Raw genomic sequence first — 26,557 nt, 5'->3', positions numbered from 1 at the left:
GAAAGCGGCGTATGGTTCCGGACCATACGCCGCGACCGTTAATACCGGCCGTTCAGGATATCCACGATCTCGCGGGTATCCTTGATGATGGTGTACACCCGGTCCTCAATCTCTACCCGCTGGCGCCGGCCATCGACATCGTAAACCCGACCGTAACGCAGCAGCTCCCGATCGAAGTAATCCCCCCGCCGATAATCCAGCTTCTTCTGCCAGCCCGGTGGCAACGGCTGACCACGCTCGACTTTCTTCTCAAGGCCCGGCGGCAGCCCATTGTTATGGGGCGGCTGAGCCGTAACAGGAGTCGAGACTGTGAAAACGCCCAACAAGGCCGCGGTCAGAAGCCTTTGCATAACTACCTCTCTTTCCAGCTGATTTACGTTCAAGGTATGTCTTCGCAGAACTGACGCAAGTTCACTGGCCAGGGTTCCGGACTCCTGTCTTTTCTTGACAGATTCCACACTCTCCTACTATTACTGAAGGTCAGTTCAATTGGCAGTATCTGCAACCTTTTCAAAACAAACTTGAATAACAAGAAATAACAGAGCTACAGCGCACAAGTAGCCGACTTCAACCGAAAGGGGTGTATTTCCGTGAACGACCAGCCTGTGGGCGAGCACACAACGCCTCCCCCGATCATTCTTGAAACCCGGAATCTGAAGAAGGATTTCAAAGGTTTCACCGCCATCAACAACGTCAGCGTGAAAGTAGAGACGGGGAGCATCCACGCCCTGATTGGCCCTAACGGTGCCGGCAAAACCACCTTTTTCAACCTGCTGACCCATTTTCTCAAGCCCAGTGCCGGGCAGATTATCTACGACGGTAATGACATCACCCACTCCAGACCCGCCGGTATTGCACAGCAAGGTCTGATTCGCTCATTCCAGATTTCGGCGGTGTTTCCACACCTGTCTGCCCGTGAGAATGTAAGAATTGCCCTGCAACGCACACTGGGGGTGTCCTACCAGTTCTGGCGATCGAGGCAGGTGCTGGATCAACTGAATGAAGAAGCCCAGGCAACCCTGGAACTGCTGGAGCTTGGCCCCTTCGCCGACACCAAGGCGGTCGAGCTACCTTACGGCCAGAAACGGGCGTTGGAAATCGCCACTACCATTGCCCTGAAGCCCCGGCTGATGCTGCTGGACGAGCCCACACAGGGCATGAGCCCCGAGGATGTGGGCACGGTCACCGACCTTATCAGAAAAGTGGTCGCTGGTCGGACCATCGTGATGGTAGAGCACAACCTGAATGTGGTCTCCACCCTGGCTGACACCATTACCGTACTAAACCGCGGGGAGGTGCTGGCGGAAGGCGATTACGACACCGTCTCCACCAACCCCGCCGTGATGGAAGCCTACATGGGGACCACTGATGCCGCCTGATCAACGTCCGGAGTTGCTCCGAATCGAGGACCTTCACGCGTGGTACGGCGAGTCCCACATTCTCCATGGTATGAACCTGACACTGCGGGAAGGCGAGGTGATCACGCTACTTGGGCGCAACGGGGCCGGGCGCACCACCACCCTGAAAGCGATTCTGGGGCTCGTGGGCCGGCGTACCGGCTCAATCAAGATCCATGGCACTGAAATCATCGACATGCCCACGCATCGGATCGCCCATGTGGGCAAGCTCGGCTATTGCCCGGAAGAGCGTGGCATTTTTGCTTCCCTCAATGTCGACGAAAACCTGGAACTACCCCCTGTAGTCGCCGAAGGCGGCATGTCGGTTAACGACATCTACACAATGTTTCCGAACCTCAAGGAGCGACGTAAAAGCCAGGGCTCCAAGCTCTCCGGCGGTGAGCAGCAGATGCTGGCCATTGCCCGTATCCTGCGAACGGGTGCCAATCTGCTGTTGCTGGATGAAATCACCGAAGGGTTAGCCCCGGTAATCCTGAAATCCCTGGATCAAGTGATTCGCAAACTGCGGGAGAAGGGCTTCACCATCATCCTTGTGGAGCAGAACTTTCGCTTTGCTGCCCCTTTGGCGGACCGCCACTATGTCATTGAACACGGTCGGGTGGTGGAACAGATTGACGCCGCTGACCTTGAGGCCAAAAAAGAGCAGTTGAACAGGCACCTGAGTGTCTGAGCCCGTGGGCCTGGGGCGCGACAAGCGCACCGACCCTGAATCTAATAAGAAAAGGAATCCCACTATGTTCAAGCACTGGAAACAAGGTCTGGCAAGTGCCATCGCAATGGCCACGTTGGCGATGCCGCTTACCGCAACCGCTGAACTGTCAGACGGTAAACTCAAAATTGGCGTACTCAGTGACATGTCCGGGGTTTACAAAGCTCTGGAAGGCCCGGGCGCCGTGGTCGCGGCCAAAATGGCCATCGAAGACTTCGGAGGTTCGGTCCTCGGCCAACCCGTGGAAGTCATCTCCGCGGACCACCAGAACAAGCCTGACATCGGTGCCAGTACCGCCCGGGAGTGGATCGATGCCAAGGAAGTCGACATGATCACTGCCCTGGATAACTCCTCGGTGGCCCTGTCGGTACAGGGACTGGCCAACGACAAGAAGATCATCACCATGAACACCGGTGCCGGCACGACCGCCCTCACCGAGGAACAGTGCACACCTTATGGCATCCACTATGTCTACGATACCCACGCATTGCCTGTGGGCACGGCCACGGCCATGGTCAAGAACGGCGGCGAAAGCTGGTTCTTCATCACTGCCGACTATGCCTTTGGTCATTCCCTGCGAGACAACACCGGGGCAGTAGTGGAGAGTCTGGGTGGTGAAGTGGTTGGCAACGTCAACGCACCACTGTCCACCAACGATTTCTCTTCCTATCTGTTGCAGGCCCAATCCTCCGGCGCCGACGTAATTGGCCTGGCCAACGCCGGGCAGGACACGGTGAATGCCATCAAACAGGCCAACCAGTTCCGGATCGTGCAAAGCGGCCAGAAGCTGGCGGGCATGCTGGTGTTCATCACAGACGTGCACAGCATGGGCCTGGACATTGCCCAGGGCCTGCAGTTCACCACTGCCTTTGTGTGGAACCAGAACGACGAAACCCGGGCCTGGTCCGAACGCTTCCATGAGCGCCACGGAGCCATGCCCACCATGGTGCATGCCGGGGTTTACTCCGCCGTCACCAACTACCTGAAAGCGGTCAAGGAGACAGGTACCGACGACAGCGATACTGTCCGTGCCAAGCTTGGCGAGATGACCCTGAACGACATGTTTGTGAAAAACGGCTCCATCCTGCCGAATGGCACCATGTTGCACGACATGTACCTGGTGGAAGTGAAAAAGCCCGCGGAGTCCGAAAGCGAATGGGACCTGCTGAGGGTGGTCTCAAAGATTCCGGCGGAACAGGCGTTTATTCCGTTGTCCGAATCCAAGTGTCCGTTGGTTAACTAACGTCAGGACTACCATTGCTTCCGGGGAGATAGGCGACGTGTCAATGCAGGTCATAATGGCCCAGGCGCTGCTTGGGCTGAATGTGGGTGTATTTTACGCCATGTTGAGCCTGGGGCTGGCGGTGATATTCGGCTTGCTGAATATCATCAACTTCGCCCATGGCGCCATGTACATGCTGGGGGCGTTCATTGCCCTCATCGGCTACTCTCTCCTGGAACAATGGTTCGGAATCAGTCTTCAGATCGGATTCTGGGCGTCACTGCTGGTGGCGCCCCTCATTGTCGGCATTCTCGGGGTGCTGATTGAACGTCTGTTTCTCAAGCGACTATACGACCTGGACCACATTTACGGCTTGTTGCTCACCTTTGGCATCACGCTCATCCTTCAGGGCCTGTTCGCCAACTATTTCAATGTGTCCGGCACGCCCTACCCGGGCCAGCCAGAGTCTCTGAGCGGTGTGGTTAACCTCGGATTCATGTACTTCCCCACCTACCGCCTGTTTGCCATCGTGTTTTCCCTGGTGGTCTGTTTCGCCACCTGGTGGGTCATCGAACACACCAAGCTCGGTTCCCGGTTACGGGCCGGCGTGGAAAACCCCGACCTGACCAAGGCCTTCGGACTGAATGTCCCTCTAATGGTCACCCTGACCTTCGCCTTTGGCGCTGGCCTGGCTGGCCTGGCCGGGGTGCTGGCGGCACCAATCTACTCCGTCAGCCCTCTGATGGGCGCGGATCTGATCATCGTGGTGTTTGCCGTGGTGGTCATCGGCGGCATGGGCTCGATCATGGGCGCCATCCTGTCGGGCCTCGCCCTCGGGCTGGTTGAAGGGCTGACCAAGGTGTTCTACCCGCCCGCCGCCAGTACCGTGATTTTCTTCCTTATGGTGCTGGTGTTGCTGTTCCGTCCCGCCGGCCTGTTTGGTAAGGAGAAATAAGCGCCATGACCAACCGCATCCTCTTTATCATCATGCTGGTGGCAGGCCTGACGGCCCCGTTTTACGCCTACCCGGTTTTCGTCATGGACCTGTTGTGCTTCGCACTGTTCGCCTGTGCCTTCAACCTGTTGCTGGGGTATGCCGGCTTGCTCTCGTTCGGGCATGCCGCATTCTTCGGTGGCGCCGCCTACATTACTGGTTACGTCACCAAGGAATGGGGGTTCAGCCCGCTGCTGGGCATACTTGCCGGCGCGGCCTTTGCCATGGTGATTGGCACAGTCTTCGGGTTCCTGGCCATACGCCGCCAGGGCATTTACTTCGCCATGGTGACCCTGGCACTGGCCCAGATCATCTACTTCCTGGCTCTGCAGATGCCCTTCACCGGTGGCGAGAACGGCCTGCAGGGCATTCCCCGGGGCGAGCTGTTCGGCCTGATTGACCTGAGCAACTCCCTGGCCATGTACTATTTCGTATTTGCCATCTTCCTCATTGGTTTCGGCATCATCTATCGCACCATCCATTCGCCCTTCGGTGAGGTCCTGCAGGCGATCCGGGAAAACGAATCCCGGGCCCTGTCACTGGGGTACGACGTCGACCACTTCAAACTGCTGGCCTTTGTGATTTCTGCCACCCTGGCCGGCCTGGCCGGCGCCACCAAGGCCATCATTTTCCAGTTTGCGGCACTCACCAATGCCCACTGGCAAACCTCCGGGGAAGTCATCCTGATGACCCTGGTCGGGGGGCTGGGCACGGTTTTTGGCCCGGTAGTTGGTGCCATCACCGTGGGTGCCCTCAGCCACGAGCTGTCCGCCTTTGGCTCCTGGGTGCAGGTTATTCTGGGCACTATTTTCGTGGTCTGCGTCATGGTATTCCGTCGCGGCATCATCGGCGAAATCCAGCGATTGGCCAGCCGTAAACAGGGTTAACGACTATGCGTGTTATTTCTGCACAGGAGGTGGCCAGCGCACTGGCATGGCCGGCACTGATTGAACGACTCGCCACCACCTTTCGCGAAGGCGTGGAAGCACCCCCACGACATCACCACGCCATGCACCGTCCGGACGGTGAGGCCACCATGCTCCTGATGCCGGCCTGGGAAGAAGCCGGTTACATCGGCATGAAAATGGTCAATGTGTTTCCGCAGAACGCCAACGCCGGCCTGCCAGCCATCTCGGGGCTGTATATCCTTTGCGAGGGCCAGCATGGCACGCCGCTCGCCTGTATCGACGGCAGTGCCCTGACCAGCCGCAGGACCGCAGCGGCTTCGGCGCTGGCAGCGAGGGAACTGGCCCGGCAGGATGCCGAATCGCTGCTGGTGGTCGGCACCGGCAAACTGGCGCCAATGCTGATCGAGGCTCACGCGGCCATCCGGCCCATCCGAACAGTGCGGGTCTGGGGCCGAAACCCCGACAAGGCCACGGCCCTGGCCGACCAATTCCGGGGCCGGTTCGACTGTCAGGCGGTAACCGATCTGGAAACCGCCGTGCCCGAAGCAGACATCATCAGCTGCGCAACTCTGTCGACCGAACCGCTGGTCCGGGGTGAATGGCTGCGACCTGGCAGCCATCTGGATCTGGTGGGCGCATTCCGGCCATCCATGCGGGAAACCGACAGTCACTGCCTGGCCCGCAGTGAAGTCTTTGTAGACACCTACGCCGGTGCCTTGGGCGAGGCGGGCGACATTCTCCAGGCCATCGATGAAGGCGTGTTCAGTAAGGCCGACCTGCGGGCCGAACTGGCGGAACTACTGCGGGGCGACAAACCGGGACGCACCAACGATGAGACCATCACGGTATTCAAATCCGTGGGTGCCTCGCTAGAAGACCTTGCCGCCGCCATTGAAGTCTGGGAAGCTCTGGGACACTAGTCCGTCTCACTCCGAAGCCCACCCTCAATGGCCTGGCTCACCAACCAGCGCCGCAGAACCTGGATACCCCGCTCCCGCCGCCGGCTGGTTTTCCAGGCAAAATAGAACTCATCCCCCGTCATCACCGGATGACAGGGCAACCGGACAAAATCCTCCGAATCCTTACGGGTACTGAGCATGTAATCGTTGGTCAGCGCAATGCCCTGATGGAACCTCGCCGCCTCCAGCGCCAGCAACATGTGACTGAAATGCTGGACGCGCGCGCCCGCCGGAATCTCGCGATCCACGGCCTTGTACCACACCTCCCAGTCCCCGGCCGGCTTCTCGAAAATACTGTGGGTCGACAGCAACGGAAACCGCGCCACCTCATCCGGCGTCAACGCCTCGTTGTCCGCATCAGCACCTTCACGCCCAACCTCCCGTCGGATCTTCTGCCAGTAATCCTGGCTGCACACCGGGAACAACTGCTCCACATACAACAACTCATAACTGTAGGCTGCGGAGTTCTTGTGCACGGTGATGAAACAATCTGCCACCCGATCCGACAACTGCGGGTTTTCGCTGCTCATCTCCAGCGCCAGATCAATCTGAGGATGCAACCGCTGCAACTCCGGCAACCGTGGCACCAGCCAACGCACCGCAAACGAACTGAACACCGACAACCGGATCCGGGATTCCTCGTGCCCCAGCAATTGCTCACTGGCCCGTTCGACCTGCAACAACGCGGAACTGACCGCATCCAGATACTGCCGGCCCTCATCGGTCAACGTCAGCGTCCGGCCGCTACGCCAGAACAGCTGCTCGCCGAGGTAGGTCTCCAGCTGTTTGATCTGATGACTCACGGCACTCTGACTGACCGCCAGTTCCTCGGCGGCATGGGAGAAGCTGTTAAGGCGGGCGACGGCCTCGAAGACGGGGAGTGCTTTCAGGGGTGGCAGTTTCATTATCTAATTTTCTAATGGGTCAATAATAAAGATCATTTTATCGGATATTAGCATGATCTTAGACTCACCACCCAAGCTTGAGGGACAGGCCAGTTTCCCCCTCCGAAAATGCTCGGAGCCATGGATGGCGGAGAGCAAGTGTACAGGGGTGAAGCCGAGCGTGTATGAAGCGAAGCTTCATGCGAAAGCTGAACGACAGTGATCTGTGATCGCTGGCTGGACCCCGTCAGGGGTATTCACAACGGTTTTCGGAGGGGGAAACTGGCCTGTTCCAGGCACCAGACTCGAAAGTTTATGAGCGGAGTAACACTATGTCAGGCAAGACCGTAAACAGCGCCATTCTTCTGCTGGTCATCGGCAACGCCATGGCCATCGCCTCGGACGTATTCATCAAACTGCTGGAACCGGGCACCCCTATCTTCCAGTTTGCGTTCCTGCGCTGCATCCTGACCCTGGTATTCCTGCTGCCCCTGCTCGGCCAACTGAACCGCCAGCACCTGTTCGCGGGCCTCGGCATCCACACCGTGCGTGCTCATATTCACCTCGCCGGGATCCTGTGCATGGTCATCGCCCTGGGTAACCTGCCCCTGGCCACCGCCAACGCCGTGTTCTACGCCGCACCGATTCTGGTCATGGTGCTGTCCGTCATCATCTTCCGCGAACAGCTGACCCCGCTGAGCGTGTTCGCCGTATTCAGCGGCTTCGCCGGCATCGTCGTCATCCTGCGCCCGGTGGAATTCAACTGGGCCGCCATCGCCGCTCTCGCCTCCGCGTTTGCCCTGGCAATCAACGCGGTGATGGTCCGCCAGCTGCCAAAACAGCAGTCTACCGTCCACAAACTGTACCTGAACTACCTGCTGATCCTGCCAGCGGCGGGCGCCCTGGCCTGGTGGGAAGGGGCCGCCTGGGACGCCGGCATTCTGGTCAGCGCCCTGGGCTCCGCCCTGTTCATCCTCGGTTACAACATTACCGTACTGCTGGCCTACCGGCAGGTGGACGCCAACCAGGTCACAAGCGCCGAATACACCGGCCTGATCTGGGCTGTTGCCATTGGCTGGATTTGGTTCGGAGAAGTGCCGGACCTCTGGTTCCTGGCCGGCAGCCTGATGATCGTGGTACCGCTGATCCTGATCGGATTGCGGCACCGGCGCCGCTCCCCGGCCCGGGGCTTCAACCCCGCCACCCGGCGAGCAACGAAGGAAGAACGGAAGCCCGGCTTCAGCGACGGGAATCCTCGATTAGCGCATGAGTGTCGCGAATGATCCGGGCAACCCGGTGCTCCGGCGGCAAGTGATCGTCATACCGCAGGTTGGTGCGGTAACCGTCGCGGTAGCGATAGTGGTCGTGGCGGTCCCGGTAATGCCGGTGCTTGTCCCGGTAGTCGCGGCGGTCGTGACGACGATGATGGTGGCGATCATCGCGATCCCGGTAACGACGGTCACGGTGCTTGTAGTGCCGCTCGTGATGGTCCCGTCGGTAATGGGCCTTCATGAATTTCTTCTGGTGCCCCGGCGGTAACGCCTTGCCCCGGTCCAGCTGTTTCTGGATGCCCGGCGGATGGCCAAAGCCCCGGTAATCGTCAGCGGCAGCTGTGCCGGCAAAACCAAGGGCGATCACCACAAAACTGCACATCAGTAATCGTTTCATAGCTGTTCTCCCGTCCTGTTCAAGACTGGATCCACTACAACCCGGAGCCATTTCCGGGTTACCTGATTGCAGGTTATCGAACGGGATAGGAATGTCAGCGCCCTTGCGGGGGCTTTGCACAAGCTTTACATGGAACAGGGCAAACTTGACGTTTAACTGTCGGCGTTGCCGACAGAACGCAGGTGAGACTCGATGGTGAAGGTATGGGCGCAGTCATCCCCGAGCGCCCGTAACGACTCCGCCAGCCGCAGCAGGTACTCGGAATTGGGGCCACTAGGCCCGGTGGCCGACGCAATCTGGCGGGCAATATCCGCTTCCGGCGCCTCGCCCAGGAACGCTTCGTTATCTTCAGTGGCGATGTACACAAGGCCCTCGGCGTGACTGCCATCGTCAAAGGTCATAGTGGTACTGAAGCGCAGGTAGCCGTTCTTCTCCCGCACATCCAGGTATTCGAACACGTGGGGCGACACCCGGTAGGCCATACCCTTGCACACGGCACCCGGCTGCTCGATCAGGGTCACTACACGCCCCGGGGCCTCCGGCGTGCCGCGATGATCGTGGGAAGCCTGCCAGAACCGACGGGCCCAGCCGCGGATGGACGCGGGACGCTTCTCCAGGAAGGGAAAATCCACCTTGTAGATCAGCGAGCCGTAGCCAAACAGCCAGATGGCGTCGATGCCCTCGAAGTTGAAGCGCTTTTGGTTGCGTTCGATAGTGTTAGCAGACATGCAATACAGCCGGAATAATAATCTGAAGCATTAGTTTAAGCTGTCTGAGTGCTGGCGATAAAGCCGGCAATACCCGTCAGGACAATTTCCGCTGCCATGGCGGACAGAATCAGACCACTGATTTTCGACATGATATTAAGCCCGGTCTTACCCAGGACCTTCTCCAGATAGCCGGACAGGCGCAGCAACACCGCCAGAATCAGCAGCCCCGACACCAGACCCAACAGCCCCCCTGCCACCTGAGGCAACGCCTTCAGCTCAGCACCATATACCATGATCGCACCAATGGTGGCCGGGCCGATCATTACCGGAATGGCCAGGGGCACCACGGCCACATCGTCCCGGTCTTCCTCCGGCAGGCCCGTCGCGTGGTTACGGGTACCGCTGCTGACCAGACTGACCGCGGTCAGAAACAGCAGGCAACCGGCACCGATGCGGAAGGAGTTCAGGGTAATGCCGATGACATCGAACAGCAGCGGGCCGGCAAAGAACAGCACCAGCCCCAGGATAAACGCGGACACAATGGACCGGCGGATAATCGAGGATTTCTCCGCAGCCGGAAGCCCCCGGGTCAGGGCCAGGAACATGGTGACCACAAAGAACGGCGCCAACAGGAACAGGAAGCGGATGGTGCTGCTCAGATAGGTGCTGAAAAACGTCTCAAACATCAGGAAAGTCCGGCCGGAAAAAACGACAAGCATAGCGCCTGATTTCAATGACTTCCGTACGCAACAGAACGTACTCCGCCCCTATCGCCTTAAGTATTAATCATAGGTACCTATACTTATGGTATTATTGCTAGCTATTTTGGGAACCATTGTTAGTAAACAGTAAACCGGAGTCATCGTGATCACAGCCCCCCGAATTCTCTGCCCCCACCTGCGTGAACGCATCATGAGTGCCAAGGAAGCGGCTGCCCTTATCCCGTCCGGCGTCAACGTCGGCATGAGCGGATTCACCGGTGCCGGCTATCCGAAAGCCGTTCCCCAGGCCCTGGCCGAGCATATTCGGGAGCACCGGGACCGTGGAGAGAACTACCGCATCAGCGTCTGGACTGGCGCCTCCACCGCACCGGAACTCGACGGTGCCCTGGCCGAGGTGGACGGAATCGAAATGCGCCTGCCCTACCAGAGCGACCCGGTGTGCCGGCAGAAGATCAACGAAGGGCGGATGGAATACATCGACATTCACCTTTCCCACGTGGCCCAGCACGCCTGGTCCGGATTCTTCGGCAAGCTCGACGTGGCAGTGATCGAGGTGGCGGGCGTGACCGAGGACGGCAGGCTGATTCCCTCTTCCTCCATCGGTAACAACAAGACCTGGATCGACCAGGCCAACAAGGTCATCCTGGAAGTAAACCACGGCCAGAGTTCCGGCCTGGAAGGCATGCACGATGTCTACTACGGTACCGCCCTGCCGCCGCGCCGAAAACCGATCCAGATGACGGCACCGGATGACCGTATCGGCGAGAAGTACCTGCTGTGCCCTCCGGAAAAAGTGATCGCCGTGGTGGAAACCAACTCTCCGGACCGCAACTCCCGGCTCAGCGACCCGGACGAAAACTCCCGGTGCATCGCCCAGCACCTGCTCACGTTCTTCGAGATGGAAGTGAAGAAGAACCGCCTGCCGAAGAACCTGCTGCCCCTGCAGTCCGGTGTCGGCAACATAGCGAACGCCGTACTCGCCGGCCTGAACGACGGCCCGTTCGAAAACCTGACCGCCTACACCGAGGTACTGCAGGACGGCATGCTCGACATGCTCAAATCCGGCAAGCTGCGCATGGCCTCCGCCACTGCTTTTTCACTGAGCCCGGAAGCCAACCGGGAACTGGCCCGGAACATTGATTTCTACCGGGAGCGCATCATCCTGCGCACCCAGGAAATCAGTAACCACCCGGAAGTCATCCGCCGGCTGGGCATCATCGCCATGAACGGCATGATCGAGGCGGACATCTACGGCAACGTCAACTCCACCCACGTCATGGGCAGCCGCATCATGAACGGCATCGGCGGCTCCGGCGACTTCGCCCGCAACGGCTACCTCTCCGTGTTCATGACCCCGTCCACCGCCAAAGGCGGCGCCATCTCAACGATCGTGCCCATGGTTTCCCACGTGGACCACACCGAACACGATGTCCAGATCGTCGTAACCGAACAGGGCCTCGCCGACCTGCGCGGCCTGGCACCCCGCCAGCGGGCCCTGAAAATCATCGAAAATTGCGCCCATCCGGATTTCAGGCCACAACTGCTGGACTACTTCGAGCGCGCCTGCGCCAGCGGACGGGGCATGCATACGCCGCATCTGCTGGGCGAGGCATTGAGCTGGCATCAGCGGTTTGAGGAAACCGGGCAGATGTGACAAGCGGGCGACCGCGCCTTTACTTTTACCCATAATGGGCATAAGTTTACCCATTATGGGTATTTTATTGGCTGCACCTCGATGAATCCGGAAACAACAAGGCACCCCGAAAACCGCAATGTTGCCGACGCCCTCTTTTCGACAACGCGGCAAAAGGTCCTGAGCCTGCTTTTCACACAACCCGATCAAGATTTCTCTATCGGCGAACTGATCGAGAAAGCCAAGGTAGGTTCAGGTGCAGTACAACGGGAAGTCACCCGCCTTGCCGAAAGTGGCCTTGTGAGCGTGGAACTCAAGGGCAGACAAAAGCGGTACCATGCCAACAAGAATGCTCCGGTATTCCACGAGTTACGCTCGCTCGTCATGAAAACCCTTGGGCCGCCCGACGTTATCAAGAAGGCACTACAAACTATCGACAGTCCGCTGGAACTGGCACTGATCTATGGCTCGGTAGCAAAACACGCCGACAACGCCGACAGTGATATCGATCTGATGCTGGTATCGGATTCTCTTACTCTGGAGGATGTCTTCACCGCACTGGAGCCCGCAGAGGAAGAGCTTTCCCGCCCCGTGAATCCGACACTCTACACTCGACAGGAATTCGAAAAACGGCGGAAGCAGGGCAACCCGTTTCTCCGCAAAGTGCTGAATGGACCGCACATCGTACTGAAAGGACTCATCAATGAACAAAGAACAACTGGAGAACCTGGCGAGGGTTCGGAAACTGCATCCTGAAGCGCCAGACCCGGCAGAAATTCAGGTTCTGATTCGCTCCGGAAGTACCAGGCTCAGGGATGCCTGATTGGAATCTCTAAGCCTCGAAAGTCGCTTTGATCTTGCCTACAACGCCGCGCATGCTCTGTCTCTGGCAGCACTGCGCCAGGCGCAGGTTATCGCTCAGACAGTCGCTACCTTGTATTCCAATGCCTCCAGCACACGCTTGATATGCCGTCTGCAAAGTGGCGAGTACTGGACCACGCACACCGCAAACGAAATCTTGCCGAATATGAGGGTGTCGTGGATGTCGATAAGGCTCTGGTTCAGAGCCTTATCAGCGTTACGGAGGAAATCGAAGCTCTTGTCCGAACTCTGGCGGGCAACACATAATCCGTTCAGTTTCCGAGTTACCAGCCCGTCAACTGTATTCCGTGCTCCTCAAGATACTCACCATTTTCTTCAAGGTATTCACGCGTATTAGCACGATAAATATTCGGATCTCTATCCATCTCATTGGCCTGGAAGCGGGCAAGTTCTATCTCATTTCCTGGCTGATTCATCATCCAAACTACTATCTCGCCTCCTGGGGCCAGGCCAAAAGTCAGGGTGTCCCTTGGTCTCATGCGAACATCAACCTGAGTAACCATTGGCGCTAATCCCTTCATCTCATCTTTCCAATCCGAAGGGATTTCAATTAGGCGCTGATAGAATTTCTGCTCCGCAAAAGAAAACCATTGTATTGCCACAAAGTTGGGAAAAGGCTCCATCCTTCCAGCAACTCCACGAGGACCGTTGGGCCCTTTCCAGCAACAACCCATGGAACCTGCTGGATGCCACCAATGCCTGACGCCGGATAACTCAAATTCCAAGTGCTCAACCCAAATATCGTAGTGCTTGGGTGTAGCTAGCTGAAAACGCCAATCTATGTCGCCTTTTTCTCCCGAAAAAGTGCTGCAAGCTGACAACAGGAACGAAATAACTACAACAATTGACCGATGGATTCGCATTTTTATTACAAGCCTACGTTGAAGTGCACAATTCGTTGCCTAGAAAAAGTCGCCCGCAAAGGATGTATCAAATTATCGAAAGGAATGTCCGTGGTCAGGACCTCGTCTGCAATGAGCCAATCAATTGGATTGTAATGATCTGAATGATGAAGGTAGCGCTGGCGAAGGAACTGTTCATGCTCACCACCCAAGCCAAGGTTGTTCTCTCCAGCCACTGCATCACAAATCATGCTATTGGCGATCTCCCCAAGCTCAGATGGAAGATTCATATCATCCCTATCGGGAATCTTTTTAAATGGCACTCCACGCTCCAACGCCGCCACATGCATTACTCGGAGACCAATAAGCGAGTATTCACCTCTGACACGACGACTCATCCTTAACGAAAGATCTACTCGCCCATCGGGCAAGGGATGCTCATCGCGTTGCTTCTCAATTCTCAGGGTCGCCATATTTCCGTCAAGCAGAGGCAAGCTAAACCGCCCCACCCAAGATTCTGCCTTTATCTCAGTCTGTAGTTTCTTAAGATTATCCCACTCCGTCGTTTCCTCGGGCCACCGGGTCGCGCTTCCCCTCACACTCAACATCGGATACAAGAGCAAATCCTCTGTTTGAATACGTGGATATCCGCCACCAATGTCCGAGTGAGCTCCCGGCAACACAATTTCACGGAAGTTAATCGGCAAGCTATCAGTTGTAGATTTAACACTATTCAATGCGAAGTTTGCGCGTTTCTCATCTCTGGCAACCAGATGAACTACATGCCCAACGCTTTTTGGGTCCAGATAAAGCTCAACCGGGCTATTCCGGTCATTACCAGCCGATAAATCCAAGCTTGAGGGATTGAAGATGCCCGCAACTGTGTCGAAAAGCCCAAGAAAGCGAATCCTTACTTCACCTGGCCAGCCGATACCCTCACCGGTCAGAGCTATACCCATCTCCCCCTCTCTTCCCTTCAGGATTTCATTGGTCGCATGACGAGCGGCGGCGGCACCTCGGCTGAAACCGAACAAATCCACTGTCAGTGTCTGTATCTTTGCTCCCTCCGTGGCATCCAATATCCGCCGTGCCGCCTCCATGAACAGTCTCCTGACCTGTTCAATCACACCGGTTTCACCAAGGCCTGTTGCTGCCCCAATCAAGGAATCCTCTTCACCACTCTTTGTGCCGGCACCAGGCTCATACGCTTTAACCGTCACCCTCCGCTGTGACCCATCCATAAAGTCTTCTTCTTTATACAAATCAAACAACTTCACAACATTGGTCGGCTCATTGGCATAGCTCTCCCCCATCCGCATCGCGAGTCGATTCCGGCACTCTTCGAGACGGGAAGGATCAGCCTTGACCGGCTCCACGCACTCGGTCATCAGCCGTTTTCTGAATATCTCGATGTTGTCGACGTTATTCAGCGTGCCATCGGTGAATAGTCCCGCTACCAGATGGACGCCGTCCGGTTCACCTTCGTATTCCGGACTTTTTGACTCGGTCGCAAGCGGCAGGACACGGGCCGATGCGCCCAGCGGTAGCGTCAGCCGATGATCAGCATTTTCCTGCTGCGGGCCTCCATTGAACTCGGACTCCGCCGGACTTCCCTGATAATTCCGGAAGCCGATCCCCTCAGCACGGGACAGGTCCTTGGGTGTCAGTCCCTTGCGGTTAAGCTCCGATACGGAATGTTCGAGGCCAATGATTTCGCGCGCGCTACTCTCGCAGTGCCAGGCTCCCGAGTTGCCATCACCTTGATCCGGCCGCCAGGAAACCACCGGGCTCATCGGGCGATCCGAGCCGATGCCGGTATGAACGAGACAAAGATCGCCTGTGGCAACGCGGGAGATCAGGTACTGGTGGACAACTTCGCGCGGGGTGCCTGGCAGGACGCCCGGGATATCATTGAGTATCAGTGAGGAATGCCCCGCAAGCGGTTCAGACAGTGTCCTGCGAAGGGTTTGCGAAGCCAGAAACGGGCTTTCGACCAACGGCAAGTCCGCCGGGCGGAGGCGATAGAAGGGTTTGATGTGCATAACGTTCCCTGTTGTTCCTGAATGCCCGATTCCCTGTCGGGCACCTGAAGATGGCGAGCCGAATCCGTGGTTCGCCGGGACAGGATAAACTACTCAATTTGCCAGCACGGCACAAGGGACGACCTCTCAGTTCAGGAATACCCAAACTGGGCATCTTTTTGCCCAATTTGGGTAGACATTATCAAGGCCGGCCTGCCGAGCCGTCAGCCGGCCATCGCCGGCTCGCCATGAGCCTGCATTTCCGCCGCTTCCTCGCAAACATACTGCTCGGCATCAAACCGCCTGGTCTGCTGACGGAACTGCCAGGTGAAGCCCGGCCAGAGGGTGGTGTTCTTGCCATTCTCGTTCACGTACCAGCTCTTACAGCCGGTCTGCCAGACCGAGTCGCCGAGTTTGGCGTGAATCGAGGCGTTGTACTCGCTGAAAGCTTCATCCTTTACCTCCACACTCTTCCAGCCGCGGTGTTGCATCTTCCGGATAGCATCAAGCACGTACTGCACCTGGGATTCGATCATGTACACCATGGAACTGTGGCCCAGGCCGGTGTTAGGGCCCATGAGCATGAAGAAGTTGGGGAAGCCGGCCACGGTGGTACCCTTGTAGGCCTCGGCGCCGTCCCGCCAGGCATAGAGCAGGTCCTGGCCACCACGGCCGAAGATCATGCCCCGGGGAATGGGCTCCTGGGCCTTGAAGCCGGTGCCGTAGATGATGCAGTCCACGGAGCGCTCGTTGCCGGCGTTATCCACAATCACGTTGCCTTTCACTTCCCGGATGCCGTCGGTCAGCACGTTCACATGATCCTGGTCCAGGGCCGGGTAATAGTTGTTGGAGATCAGTACCCGCTTGCAGCCAAAGTGGAAATCCGGGGTAACCTTTTTGCGAAGATCCTTGTCCCTGATCTGGCTGCGGATGTGCCGGCGCGCCTGTAGTTCACCGATTTTCAGGATGCGGGGGTTACCCACAAAGCCCAGCACCCGCCCTTCCAGCATCCAGTAGATGCTCTGGCGGAAGGCGTTCAGGGTTTGCGGAAACTTCCGGAACATCATTCTCTCAAGCGGACGGATCTCCCGATCCGGCTTGGGCATGATCCAGGGCGGCGTGCGCTGGTATAGATCCAGCCTCGCAGCTTCTTTGGCCACTTCCGGAACGAACTGGATGGCGGACGCTCCGGTGCCAATGACCGCCACGCGCTTGCCGCGAAGATCATAACCATGGTCCCAGTCCTGGGAGTGGAAGCTGGTGCCGGTGAAGGTCTCAATGCCCTTGATCTCCGGGTAGGACGGAGTGCTGAGGCCGCCCATACCGGACACCACAATCTCCGATTTAAGCTTGGTAAACCAAGGGAGGTCCTTATCGTTCCGGTCCAGTTCATCCCCCGGCTTCAAGCCCTTCTCCTGCATGTAGGCCCATAGTTTGGGGCTGTCGCAGGTTTCGATGGTCCAGGTTCCGGCTTTTTCGTCCCAATGGGCACCAGCGACGTGGGTATTGAGCTGGATGTGTTCCATCAGTCCGTATTTTTCGGCGCAGCGTTTGAGGTAGGCCTTGATCTCCGGCTGGGTCGCGAACATGCGGCTCCAGTCGGGGTTCTGTTCGAAGGAGAAGGAGTACAGCGCTGACTGGACGTCACAGGCGCAGCCCGGGTAGTGGTTCTCGTGCCAGGTGCCGCCGATGTCGTCGCTTTGCTCGAGGATCACAAAGTCGTGAAACCCGGCTTCCTTGAGTTTGATGGCCATGCCCAGGCCGGAGAAGCCGGTGCCGATGATGGCGATCTGTGTGTTTGTTGTCATTGCTGCTCTCCTGGTTGGCCTTTGCGGCCTTGTCTGCTTTTGTTCGGGTGGTCATCATGACCGGTAGACACATGTATACACAGCAAAGTAGACAGTCGTATACTTCAAAAATCGAAATAATGGCGAAATGGCCTCGGCTGACAGGTAACTGTCCCGATCAAAGCGCTAGCTCGGGGGAGGTCAATTGGGTGGCCTGCTCCCAATTATCAGGAACGGTTGGGCAGGGCTTCCGAAAATGCTTGGAGCCATGGATGGCGGAAAGCAAGCGTACATGGACGTACTCGCAGCGGTTTTCGGAAGCCCTGCCCAACCGTTCCTTACACCAAGTTTGAGGAACGCATGAATGCATTAACCGGAACTGGCGGAAAACTGAAGCTGATCCAGGCCGCACTTCGGCTGATTACCGAAACCCGAAGTCTCACGTCACTGGGGCTGCGGGAACTCGCCCGTGAGGCGGGGTTGAACCCGAACACCTTTTACCGGCACTTCAAGAACCTGGACGAGTTCGGACTGCAGGTACTGGGCTATATTGCCGAAGACATGAAAGCCGGAGTCCGGGAGCTTCGGCAGATGGCGGATTCCTCCGAACAGGCCTCCCACGACACCGTTGCGTTCGTGTACCGCTACTTCCTGTCGAACCCGGCCGCGACCACCGTGGCGGTGCGGGAACTTCACGGCCCTTCGCCGGCGCTGCGCCGGGCTCTGGAATCGCAACTGGAAGCCAGCGCCCGGGAAATGGCGGAGGATATTATCGAGCGACAATTGGTCAGTGCCGTGCCGCCGGAGACTGTTCATGAAATTTCCCGTATGACCATCCGCTACATCCTCTTCCGGGCCATGGATTACGTCGAGAAACCGGCACAGCGGGAAACCATCCAGACCGAAACCGAGCACTTCATCAACCGTCAGTTCCGGGGCGCTATGCTGGACCACCTGTCCCAGACGGACGTCGAGCGCCTTGCTCTGAAACACACCTGATACGCTTTCGAAACCTCCGGTTTACGGGCAGATCTGGCAGCCTGCACTAGTATGTAGGTATCCAGGCATCTGATTGATCGGGAAATCCGGAGGTACACCAATAATGAAAATCGGTATCCCCAAGGAAATTTTCGAGGACGAACGGCGGGTGGCCGCTACGCCACCCTCTGTTCACAAACTGATCGGACTCGGTTACGAAGTCATCGTCGAAGGCGGCGCCGGCGAGGCCGCGAACTATTCCGATGCCGCCTATGAAAAAGTAGGGGCAGCCATCGCAGCGGACACCGGCTCGCTGTGGAAAGAAGCCGATTTCATCCTGAAAGTCCGGGCACCGATGGAGAACCCGGCGCTGGGCAAACACGAAGCGGATCTGATGAAAGAGGGTGCGTTTCTGGTCAGCTACATCTGGCCGGCTCAGAATCCGGAACTGCTCGAGAAGCTGGCCGCCAGAAAGATCACGTCCTTCGCCATCGACAGCCTGCCCCGCATCAGCCGCGCCCAGAAAATGGACGCCCTCAGCGCCATGGCCAACATTGCCGGCTATCGGGCGGTGATCGAGGCGGCGAACCACTTCGGGCGTTTCTTTACCGGTCAGGTAACCGCCGCAGGCAAGGTGCCCCCGGCGAAGATCATGGTCATTGGTGCCGGGGTGGCAGGCCTCGCGGCGATTGGCGCCGCCAACAGCATGGGTGCCATCGTTCGGGCTTTCGATACTCGGCTGGAGGTAAAGGAACAGGTCGAGAGCATGGGGGCCGAGTTCCTGGTGCTGGACTTCGAGAACGAGGATGGTAGCGGCAGCGGTGGTTACGCCAAACAGATGAGTGACGAGTTCATCAAGGCGGAGATGGCACTGTTTGCGGAGCAGGCGAAAGAGGTGGATATCATCATAACCACTGCCCTGATTCCCGGAAAACCGGCACCAAAACTGATCACCGCCGATATGGTGAAATCCATGAAGCCTGGCAGCGTCATTGTGGATCTGGCCTCCGAGCGCGGCGGCAACTGCGAACTCACCGAACCCGGCAAGGTGGCGCATCATCATGGCGTCACCCTGATCGGCTACACCGACCTGCCCAGCCGCATGGCCAAGGTGGCCAGTGAGCTCTACGCCACCAACCTGGTGCACCTGCTCACCGAGCTCACACCGGAAAAAGACGGCAAGCCACTGGTGAACATGGAAGACGAGGTCATCCGTGGCCTGACGGTGGTTCACGAGGACGACATCACCTGGCCACCACCGAAACCGGAATCGCCGGTCAGCCCCAAACCCGCACCGGGCACCGAGGAGCCTTCAGCCGAAGCAAAAGCGGCCGCCAAGAAGGACGCTGACCGCCGCAGCCTGATCGGCAAGGGCGCGTTGTTCGTGGTCACGGCCCTGGCGCTCTACGGAGTCGGCGCCCACGCGCCGGAAAGCTTCCTGCAACACTTCACCGTGTTCGTGCTGGCCTGCTTTATTGGCTGGCAGGTGATCTGGAATGTAACCCCTTCCCTGCATACCCCCCTGATGAGCGTCACCAACGCCATCAGCGGCATCATCGTGATCGGCGCCATTCTGCATCTGGCCCAGGCGGAGAACATTGCCGTTGGCATTATGGCGTTTGTCGCGGTGCTGATTGCCAGCATCAACGTAGGTGGTGGCTTCCGGGTCACCCATCGCATGCTCAAAATGTTCCGCAAGTAGGAGGCGCCCGATATGAGCACAGGATTGGTGAGCGTGGCCTACGTGGTCGCAAGTATCTTGTTTATTCTCAGCCTGGGTGGCCTCAGCCACCAGGAATCCGCCCGTAGGGGCAACCTCTACGGCGTCGCCGGCATTATCATTGCGGTGGGGGCCACTCTGGCCAGCGTGGACGGAGGCATCACCGCCATCATCATTGCCGTGCTGCTCGGTGCCGGCATCGGTATTCCCATCGCCAACAAGGTGGAAATGACCCAGATGCCGCAGCTGGTGGCGCTGCTCCACAGCTTTGTGGGTCTGGCGGCGGTGCTGGTGGGCTTTTCCGGCTACATCGAGCCGTTGATTGCGACCTCCGGTACCGAGCACACCATCAAGCTGGTGGAGGTGTTTGTCGGCATCTTTATCGGTGCAGTGACCTTCACCGGCTCACTGGTGGCCTGCGGCAAACTGGACGGCCGAATCGACAGCAAGGCGCTGACCCTGCCCGGCCGGCACCTGATGAACCTGGCAGCGATCATTGTCTGCGTCTTGCTGGGGGCCTGGTTCCTCGGCACCGAAAGCATGGCCCTGGGTATTGTGGCCCTGATCCTGATGACCGCCATTGCCTCGGTCCTCGGCATTCACCTGATTATGGCGATTGGCGGCGCCGACATGCCGGTGGTGGTGTCGATGCTGAACAGTTACTCCGGATGGGCAGCCGCTTCCATCGGTTTCATGCTGGGCAACGACCTGTTGATTGTTGTTGGTGCCCTGGTGGGCAGCAGCGGTGCCATTCTGAGCTACATCATGTGCAAGGCCATGAACCGGTCATTCATCAGCGTGATCCTGGGTGGCTTCGGCCAGACCAGCAGCAGTTCGGCGGCCGCCGATGCCGACCAGACAGTGCACGAATCCAGTGTCGATGATGTCTGTGAGGAGCTGCGCAACGCCGAGTCGGTGATTATTGTTCCCGGTTACGGTATGGCGGTGGCCCAGGCCCAGAATGGCGTCAGCGAGATGACGAAAATCCTGCGGGATCGGGGCGTGAACGTGCGTTTCGGCATCCACCCGGTGGCGGGCCGCCTGCCGGGGCACATGAACGTGTTGCTGGCGGAAGCCCACGTGCCCTACGACATCGTGCTGGAAATGGACGAGATCAACGCCGATTTCCCGGACACCGATGTGGTACTGGTGATCGGTGCCAACGACACGGTGAACCCGGCCGCCGCCGAAGACCCGGGCAGCCCGATTGCCGGCATGCCGGTGCTCGAGGTCTGGAAGGCCCGGCAGGTGGTTGTCCTCAAGCGGGGCATGGCCACCGGTTATTCCGGGGTGGAGAACCCGCTGTTCTTCAAGGACAACGCCCGGATGCTGTTCGGCGATGCCAAGGAAAGCATTGATAAACTGGTCAGCGGGTTGCGGGGCTGAGGCCAGCCCCGCCCCCGTATTCACAGGGACTTATTCAGTGGTGTTGTACACGTAGGACGACACCGTCCCGTCCTGGTTGAACCGCACCACCAGGTCGGTGGTTTCCGCATCACCGAAGGCAGACCACTTGTACTTGCCATAGGTCCAGGTGCGCTTGCCGTCTTCAACACCGGTGCGCCAGGGTTCGCCGAACAGTTCCTGGATGTCCGACCGGGTGGTCTCGCCGATGCGGATCTGGTCGACGTTATGGGTCGGGAAATCCTGGCCGACGGTGGCGCAGCCAACCAGGGTTGCTATCAGGATGGCCAATGCCATGGTTTTGAGCGACTGAAACGCAGTCATTATGAGCTCCCTGTTTTCTTCTGAATTTCCCTAATCTTAGCTGTTATCTCGAAGGACGCGATTACGGGGCTGACAGGTTCAGGCTCACCGCTCAGCCACAAAAAAGCCGCAGGCCTTTCGACGCTGCGGCACAGTGGGATCGAAGGGTCGATCAGTAAAGCTTGGCGAGGGACTTCTTGGCGAAGGATTCCACTTCCTCGAGGCGGCCTTCCTTCACCTTGACCAGCCATTCCGGGTCTTGCAGCAAGGCCCGGCCGACGGCGATCAGCTCGAACTCGTGGTTGTTCATGCGCTCGACCAGCTCGTCGATGCCGGCCTTTTCCACCGCTTCTTTCTTGCTGGCGAAGGTGCCGCTGATGAAATCTTCGGTGAGGCCAACGCTGCCGACGGACATGGTGGGCTTGCCGGACAGCTTCTGGGTCCAGCCGGCCAGGTTGAGATTGGAGCCTTCAAACTCCGGCTCCCAGAACCGACGGGTGGACGCGTGGAAAATGTCCACACCGGCTTCCACCAGCGGCTTCAGGAAACGCTCCAGTTCTTCCGGGCTGTTGACCAGCCTGGCTTCGTAATCCTGCTGCTTCCACTGGGAAAAACGCAGCATGATCGGGAAATCCGGGCCGACGCGGTGGCGGACTTCCTCAACGATCTCCACCACAAAGCGCAGGCGGTTTTCCAGGCTGCCGCCGTACTCGTCGTCCCGCTGGTTGGTGCCTTCCCACAGGAACTGGTCCAGCAAGTAACCGTGGGCACCGTGGATCTCGACCCCGTCAAAACCCAGTGCCTTGGCATCCTGGGCGGCATCGCCGAAGGCCTGGATGACATCCTGGATGTCTTCCTTGCTCATGGCCTTGCCGTTGGGCTTGCCCGGTGCGAACAGGCCGGAGGGGCTGTAACCGGGAACAGACGGATCCGGGTCGGTGCCTTCCTTGCGTACGGCGCCTACGTGCCACAGCTGCGGGAAAATGGCGCCGCCGGCCTCGTGTACGGCATCCGCCACCTGCTTCCAGCCGGCCAGGGCTTCTTCGCCATGGAACGCCGGCACATTGGGGTAGCCGTTCGCCGCCGCATGGTTGACGGTGGTGCCTTCGGTAATGATCAGGCCAACACCGGCCTCGGCACGACGGCGGTAATAAGCGACGACATCCTCACCCGGAACACCCTTGGGGGAGAAATTACGGGTCATGGGAGCCATGGCCACGCGGTTGCGCAGCTTGAGGTTGTGGATTTCAAACGGTTCAAACAAAGGACCCAGGTTCATGCTCATGGTAATGTGCAACCTCATTAATTTGGTTTCGTAAAGCAACCCTATTCAATCTGGTTTTAAGATGCAACCCTATTCGGTACACTCCCCTACATGGCCAGAAAACGTTTTGATGATTCCCAGTGCTCCGTCGCCCGCGCCCTCAATGAAGTGGGTGACTGGTGGTCGTTATTGATCGTGCTGCAGGCGATGTACGGTACCCGCCGCTTCGTCGACTTTCAGCAGGAGCTGGGCATCGCCAAGAACATCCTCTGTGACCGCCTCGCCCGCCTGGTTGATAACGGGGTGCTGCGCAAGGTGGACGTGGGTGAACACGGTTCCCGCTTCGAATACCGGCTCACCGAAAAAGGCCGGGACCTGTTCCCGGTGGTGATCGCCCTGCGCCAGTGGGGCGACAAGTGGAATCCGGCCCCGGATCAGGGCCCTCTGGACCTGCGCGACCGTGCCACCGGACGGCCTATCCAGGACGTTGAGGTCCGGGATGCGGACGGGCAACCGCTGAGCATCCGTGACGTGTTTGTGCCGGACGAGAACCTGCCGGCAGGCAAAAAGAACTCGGCCTGACCATACGCAGCGCCCGCAGGTACGCATTTTCTTGAGTTGGATCAATCCGCCACTCAAAGCATCCCCATCCCCTGACGAATCTTGCGCTATATCAAGTTTCACTTCGCCGCTGTCATTAATCTGAAGCCATCGACGATTTGCATAAAGGAGATGGCTTATGTCCCGTTCTTTCAAACTTGGTGTACTGGCGGCTGCTGTTATGGCGGCTGCCCCGATGGCGCAGGCTTATGAAGCTGGTGATTTCATTGGACGTGCCGGTGCCGTAACGGTTGATCCTGATTCTTCCAGCAGTGATCTGAATTCCAATGCCGTTGGCACCCTTACTGGCGCGAAAGTGAGTGTCGACTCTAACACCCAACTGGGCCTTACTGTGAGCTACATGCTTACAGATCAGATCGCGCTCGGTGTATTGGCAGCGACGCCGTTCAAGCACGACATCGAAGGCGATGGTGGACTGAGTGGTGCCGGCAAATTAGGTGAAACCAAGCACCTGCCGCCGACTGTTACCCTGCAGTTCTTCCCGATGCCCAGCAACAGCAAGTTTCAGCCATATGCCGGTGTGGGCTTCAATTACACAAACTTTTTCGAAGAAAAGACCACCAGCACTCTCACTGATACCTATGATGCGGTTGCACAAGCCAACCTGGGTACTCCGGCCGGCACTATCGACCGTACCGATTTGTCACTCGATGACAGTTTTGGCCTCGCCGCTGAAATCGGCATGGATTACATGATCACCGATAATATCGGTCTGAACGCCGCCGTCTGGTGGGCTGACATCGATACTGAAGCTACTATCGGCGCTTATACCGCAGATGGTACCAAGGCCGACACCAGCACCATCGACGTCGACATCGACCCCTGGGTCTACATGGTAGGCGTTTCCTACAAATTCTGATCCCCGTGCCCTCCGGCAGCCTCATGGTCTGTGGGCTGCCGTAAGGTGCGTTCTCCTGTGCGGGGCTCTGCCCCGCTTTTTTGTGCCCGGAATAAGCTCGTCCCTGAGCCGGTTCTGGATCCAGTAACCTTCAACCCCTATTCAACGACATCAACCATGAAGTTCGCCGAGGCCAGCACCTCCGCAGGTGGCGGGTTGATGCTAGCGATGGTCTCGAACTCCCGAATCCAGGGGTGCTCGCCATGGGCCGCATCGACAAAGGTGGGGCGAATGCTCTGGTAATACAGGGTGGACTCCACACTGAACGGGGGTTCTGCCGTCTCCGAGACTGGCAACCGGTAGGTAATGGTGTCCTGGCCGGCGTTGTTCAGGTTGAAATTGTCGTCACCTTCCACACCTCCCGGCAATACCTCCGGCGGCACGGAACCAATATCGAATCCGCTCGGCGGGATGCGATTGTCCTTGAGTCTGTCAGCCGCATACAGCAGAACATGGGTGATGGCACCGGTACTGGAACCCATCACCACTTCATAGATGGGAATGTCCTCCGGCGCTGTTACCAGGTTGATATGCTCCTGGAAGCAGGCCGAGGATTCGAAATCCGCCGGTTTCTTGATCGCCATACACCGATCGGATGTAAAAGCCGCATCTACAGACAGCTGATAATTCTCATCCGGGAAGCCACTATCAAAAATGACCACCCCCTTACTGTCGGTGACCCGGGTAGCGACCCAGATACGACGGGAAGGAAAACTGGTGGGGAGCTTGTGGCCCGCTTTATTGATGATCGTCAGATCAAATGTGAGTGCACCACCGGAGAAATCCTGATTGGCTACCAGCAGATCCGCCGAAGTTTTGAGGAGATCGCGAGTCAGTTCAGCGGTGGTGGTAAACTCTCCCTCCTCATTGATCTCTGCGCGCCCCAGCTCCTCCCGGAACAATTCCAGGGTTTCCAACAACCAGGTATTGCCTCCGACCATTACATGAGGAAAATAGGGGCTCCGTTCTGGCCAATTCAGGTTAACCCCGCCATTTGCCATGACCGCAATTCGCGTTTGGTAACTGTCGCTTATTTCTTCCCGAGCCATGTGGCACTGCTGACAAGAAACATCAGCGCCCGAGGGCCCCAGGTCACTGTTTTCCCATTCGGTATAAGGCGTCTGTTCCGGGAAAACCTCGCCATTCGGTTCATCCGTCACCATATCCAGTGTCGGAGTGAAAAGCTCATGACAGGAGGCACAGTGGCGTGAATCCGCCATCTGCATACCAAATGCCGGCGTATAGCCGACCTGGTTTTGCATCGCCTGTCCGACAGGGTTCTGATATGGCCCGTAAATGGTAAAGGCATCCGGGTGGTCGGCATCCACAATCTCGAAGTTGCCCGAATTCACATCACCGGACAGCACCGAGTTGGTAATCTGGTGGCAGGCGGTACAGCTGATGCCCTCTCTGGCATGAGGATCTTCCAGCGCCTGATCGGCCCGGTAACAACCGTCTTCGAGAAGACAGGACTCATCCTGCACCAGACTGACCCCGGTCTGGTGGGCGTGGGTTCGCGCCATGGGGCTGTGACAGGTCAGGCAGGTGTCCTCGATAAAACCTGCCAGATGGGGAAAGACTTCGGTTTCATGCATCATGACCGCGCGGAAATAGGGGTCGGTGAAAGCATTCGCCATCACGCTGCTTTTCCAGTCATAGAAGGGACTGATGTCCTCGCCATCCGGCGACGGCTGGTTTTCCGAAACCAGAGGATCGGGTGATCGCATGACGGCGGGGTCATCACCTGGTTGACTGGCGGTATGGCACTGACCGCAGTCGGCTGCCGCTATGAAAACTCCCGTCTGCTCCCAGTGTTCGATTTGCGTGGTTAGAGACGGAAGTACGGGGTCATCGTCACCGGTATCCGTGTCTCCGGAACTTCCCCCACCTCCGTCGCTACAGCCTGCAAGCGCAATAACGAATACTGCGACACTATGTCGCACCCATCCCGATACAGCGGCACCATTTGTGTTCATGCTGCTATCCCTCTGAGTGTGAGTCCCTTTATTG

The 26,557-nt window shown here is 58.1% G+C and carries 24 protein-coding genes and 1 pseudogene; 14 read left to right on the top strand and 11 right to left on the bottom strand.

The window, feature by feature from the left end; all coding sequences use genetic code 11:
• Nucleotides 1-38: 38 nt before the first annotated feature.
• Complete coding sequence (locus ACESMW_RS03775; protein ID WP_372985742.1) at nucleotides 39-350, bottom strand: hypothetical protein; 312 nt, start codon at nucleotides 348-350, stop codon at nucleotides 39-41.
• Between the two features lie 240 nt (nucleotides 351-590).
• Here ACESMW_RS03775 and ACESMW_RS03770 point away from each other — a divergent pair, with 240 nt between their 5' ends.
• From ACESMW_RS03770 to ACESMW_RS03745, 6 genes are all read left to right on the top strand, one after another.
• On the top strand, nucleotides 591-1,379 hold the full coding sequence (locus tag ACESMW_RS03770; RefSeq protein WP_372985741.1) for an ABC transporter ATP-binding protein: 789 nt from the start codon (nucleotides 591-593) through the stop codon (nucleotides 1,377-1,379).
• Nucleotides 1,369-2,088: an ABC transporter ATP-binding protein gene (locus tag ACESMW_RS03765; protein ID WP_372985740.1), complete on the top strand. Its 720-nt coding sequence runs from the start codon at nucleotides 1,369-1,371 to the stop codon at nucleotides 2,086-2,088. Before ACESMW_RS03770 ends, ACESMW_RS03765 begins: the two co-directional genes overlap by 11 nt.
• Nucleotides 2,089-2,152: 64 nt before the next feature.
• Nucleotides 2,153-3,370: an ABC transporter substrate-binding protein gene (locus tag ACESMW_RS03760; protein WP_372985739.1), complete on the top strand. Its 1,218-nt coding sequence runs from the start codon at nucleotides 2,153-2,155 to the stop codon at nucleotides 3,368-3,370.
• A 43-nt stretch (nucleotides 3,371-3,413) separates the two neighbouring features.
• Nucleotides 3,414-4,304 (top strand): branched-chain amino acid ABC transporter permease, encoded by an 891-nt coding sequence (locus tag ACESMW_RS03755; RefSeq protein ID WP_372985738.1) that lies wholly within the window; start codon nucleotides 3,414-3,416, stop codon nucleotides 4,302-4,304.
• Between the two features lie 5 nt (nucleotides 4,305-4,309).
• Entirely contained in the window at nucleotides 4,310-5,230 is a 921-nt protein-coding gene (locus ACESMW_RS03750; RefSeq protein WP_372985737.1) for a branched-chain amino acid ABC transporter permease, read from the top strand.
• Between the two features lie 5 nt (nucleotides 5,231-5,235).
• A complete protein-coding gene (locus ACESMW_RS03745; RefSeq protein ID WP_372985736.1) occupies nucleotides 5,236-6,171 on the top strand; it encodes an ornithine cyclodeaminase family protein in 936 nt (311 codons plus the stop codon).
• Here the strand turns inward: ACESMW_RS03745 and ACESMW_RS03740 are convergent.
• The gene (locus ACESMW_RS03740) at nucleotides 6,168-7,115 is read right to left on the bottom strand and encodes a LysR family transcriptional regulator (RefSeq protein ID WP_372985735.1); all 948 of its coding nucleotides are present in this window, start codon (nucleotides 7,113-7,115) and stop codon (nucleotides 6,168-6,170) included. The two genes, ACESMW_RS03745 and ACESMW_RS03740, sit on opposite strands and share 4 nt — an antisense overlap.
• A gap of 311 nt (nucleotides 7,116-7,426) precedes the next feature.
• On the opposite strand from ACESMW_RS03740, the gene ACESMW_RS03735 reads away from it, so the two are divergent.
• Complete coding sequence (locus tag ACESMW_RS03735) at nucleotides 7,427-8,377, top strand: DMT family transporter (protein WP_372985734.1); 951 nt, start codon at nucleotides 7,427-7,429, stop codon at nucleotides 8,375-8,377.
• Here the strand turns inward: ACESMW_RS03735 and ACESMW_RS03730 are convergent.
• From ACESMW_RS03730 to ACESMW_RS03720, 3 genes are all read right to left on the bottom strand, one after another.
• Nucleotides 8,334-8,762, bottom strand: coding sequence for a hypothetical protein (locus ACESMW_RS03730; protein ID WP_372985733.1), 429 nt, complete (start codon nucleotides 8,760-8,762; stop codon nucleotides 8,334-8,336). The two genes, ACESMW_RS03735 and ACESMW_RS03730, sit on opposite strands and share 44 nt — an antisense overlap.
• Nucleotides 8,763-8,914: 152 nt before the next feature.
• Nucleotides 8,915-9,490 carry a gamma-glutamylcyclotransferase gene (locus ACESMW_RS03725; protein ID WP_372985732.1) on the bottom strand — a complete coding sequence of 192 codons (576 nt, stop codon included), beginning with the start codon at nucleotides 9,488-9,490 and terminating at the stop codon, nucleotides 8,915-8,917.
• A gap of 35 nt (nucleotides 9,491-9,525) precedes the next feature.
• Nucleotides 9,526-10,158 carry a MarC family protein gene (locus ACESMW_RS03720; RefSeq protein ID WP_372985731.1) on the bottom strand — a complete coding sequence of 211 codons (633 nt, stop codon included), beginning with the start codon at nucleotides 10,156-10,158 and terminating at the stop codon, nucleotides 9,526-9,528.
• A gap of 226 nt (nucleotides 10,159-10,384) precedes the next feature.
• Between ACESMW_RS03720 and ACESMW_RS03715 the strand changes: the two are divergent.
• Together ACESMW_RS03715 and ACESMW_RS03710 are read left to right on the top strand one after the other, a co-directional pair.
• Nucleotides 10,385-11,833: pseudogene (locus ACESMW_RS03715) on the top strand (acetyl-CoA hydrolase/transferase family protein); the annotation flags it as partial.
• A gap of 96 nt (nucleotides 11,834-11,929) precedes the next feature.
• On the top strand, nucleotides 11,930-12,583 hold the full coding sequence (locus tag ACESMW_RS03710; RefSeq protein ID WP_372985730.1) for a nucleotidyltransferase domain-containing protein: 654 nt from the start codon (nucleotides 11,930-11,932) through the stop codon (nucleotides 12,581-12,583).
• A 389-nt stretch (nucleotides 12,584-12,972) separates the two neighbouring features.
• On the opposite strand, the gene ACESMW_RS03705 is transcribed toward ACESMW_RS03710, so the two are convergent.
• The 3 genes from ACESMW_RS03705 to ACESMW_RS03695 all read right to left on the bottom strand — a co-directional run bounded on the left by ACESMW_RS03705 (nucleotide 12,973) and on the right by ACESMW_RS03695 (nucleotide 17,380).
• Entirely contained in the window at nucleotides 12,973-13,572 is a 600-nt protein-coding gene (locus ACESMW_RS03705; protein ID WP_372985729.1) for a DUF2931 family protein, read from the bottom strand.
• A 5-nt stretch (nucleotides 13,573-13,577) separates the two neighbouring features.
• Nucleotides 13,578-15,593 (bottom strand): phospholipase effector Tle1 domain-containing protein, encoded by a 2,016-nt coding sequence (locus ACESMW_RS03700; RefSeq protein WP_372985728.1) that lies wholly within the window; start codon nucleotides 15,591-15,593, stop codon nucleotides 13,578-13,580.
• Between the two features lie 203 nt (nucleotides 15,594-15,796).
• Nucleotides 15,797-17,380: a flavin-containing monooxygenase gene (locus tag ACESMW_RS03695; protein ID WP_372985727.1), complete on the bottom strand. Its 1,584-nt coding sequence runs from the start codon at nucleotides 17,378-17,380 to the stop codon at nucleotides 15,797-15,799.
• A 339-nt stretch (nucleotides 17,381-17,719) separates the two neighbouring features.
• Between ACESMW_RS03695 and ACESMW_RS03690 the strand changes: the two genes are divergently transcribed.
• From ACESMW_RS03690 to pntB, 3 genes are all read left to right on the top strand, one after another.
• A complete protein-coding gene (locus tag ACESMW_RS03690; protein WP_372985726.1) occupies nucleotides 17,720-18,358 on the top strand; it encodes a TetR family transcriptional regulator in 639 nt (212 codons plus the stop codon).
• A gap of 103 nt (nucleotides 18,359-18,461) precedes the next feature.
• A complete protein-coding gene (locus tag ACESMW_RS03685; RefSeq protein WP_372985725.1) occupies nucleotides 18,462-20,039 on the top strand; it encodes a Re/Si-specific NAD(P)(+) transhydrogenase subunit alpha in 1,578 nt (525 codons plus the stop codon).
• Between the two features lie 12 nt (nucleotides 20,040-20,051).
• Nucleotides 20,052-21,443: a Re/Si-specific NAD(P)(+) transhydrogenase subunit beta gene (gene pntB / locus ACESMW_RS03680; RefSeq protein WP_372985724.1), complete on the top strand. Its 1,392-nt coding sequence runs from the start codon at nucleotides 20,052-20,054 to the stop codon at nucleotides 21,441-21,443.
• 30 nt (nucleotides 21,444-21,473) lie between these two features.
• Here the strand turns inward: pntB and bamE are convergent, their stop codons facing one another.
• Both bamE and ACESMW_RS03670 read right to left on the bottom strand, forming a co-directional pair.
• Entirely contained in the window at nucleotides 21,474-21,785 is a 312-nt protein-coding gene (gene bamE / locus ACESMW_RS03675; RefSeq protein ID WP_372985723.1) for an outer membrane protein assembly factor BamE, read from the bottom strand.
• A gap of 151 nt (nucleotides 21,786-21,936) precedes the next feature.
• Nucleotides 21,937-23,049 carry an NADH:flavin oxidoreductase gene (locus ACESMW_RS03670; protein WP_372985781.1) on the bottom strand — a complete coding sequence of 371 codons (1,113 nt, stop codon included), beginning with the start codon at nucleotides 23,047-23,049 and terminating at the stop codon, nucleotides 21,937-21,939.
• Nucleotides 23,050-23,139: 90 nt separating this feature from the next.
• On the opposite strand from ACESMW_RS03670, the gene ACESMW_RS03665 reads away from it, so the two are divergent.
• A complete protein-coding gene (locus tag ACESMW_RS03665; protein ID WP_372985722.1) occupies nucleotides 23,140-23,610 on the top strand; it encodes a winged helix-turn-helix transcriptional regulator in 471 nt (156 codons plus the stop codon).
• Between the two features lie 157 nt (nucleotides 23,611-23,767).
• The gene (locus ACESMW_RS03660; protein ID WP_372985721.1) at nucleotides 23,768-24,508 is read left to right on the top strand and encodes an OmpW/AlkL family protein; all 741 of its coding nucleotides are present in this window, start codon (nucleotides 23,768-23,770) and stop codon (nucleotides 24,506-24,508) included.
• Nucleotides 24,509-24,645: 137 nt separating this feature from the next.
• On the opposite strand, the gene ACESMW_RS03655 is transcribed toward ACESMW_RS03660, so the two are convergent.
• Nucleotides 24,646-26,274, bottom strand: coding sequence for a hypothetical protein (locus tag ACESMW_RS03655; protein ID WP_372985720.1), 1,629 nt, complete (start codon nucleotides 26,272-26,274; stop codon nucleotides 24,646-24,648).
• Between the last annotated feature and the right edge of the window lie 283 nt (nucleotides 26,275-26,557).

It is taken from the genome of Marinobacter sp. (genome assembly GCF_041690455.1).
In the GTDB taxonomy this organism is placed as follows: Bacteria; Pseudomonadota; Gammaproteobacteria; order Pseudomonadales; family Oleiphilaceae; genus Marinobacter.
Note: the sequence above shows the minus strand (reverse complement) of the source record. Positions and strands in the feature narration are given on the sequence as shown.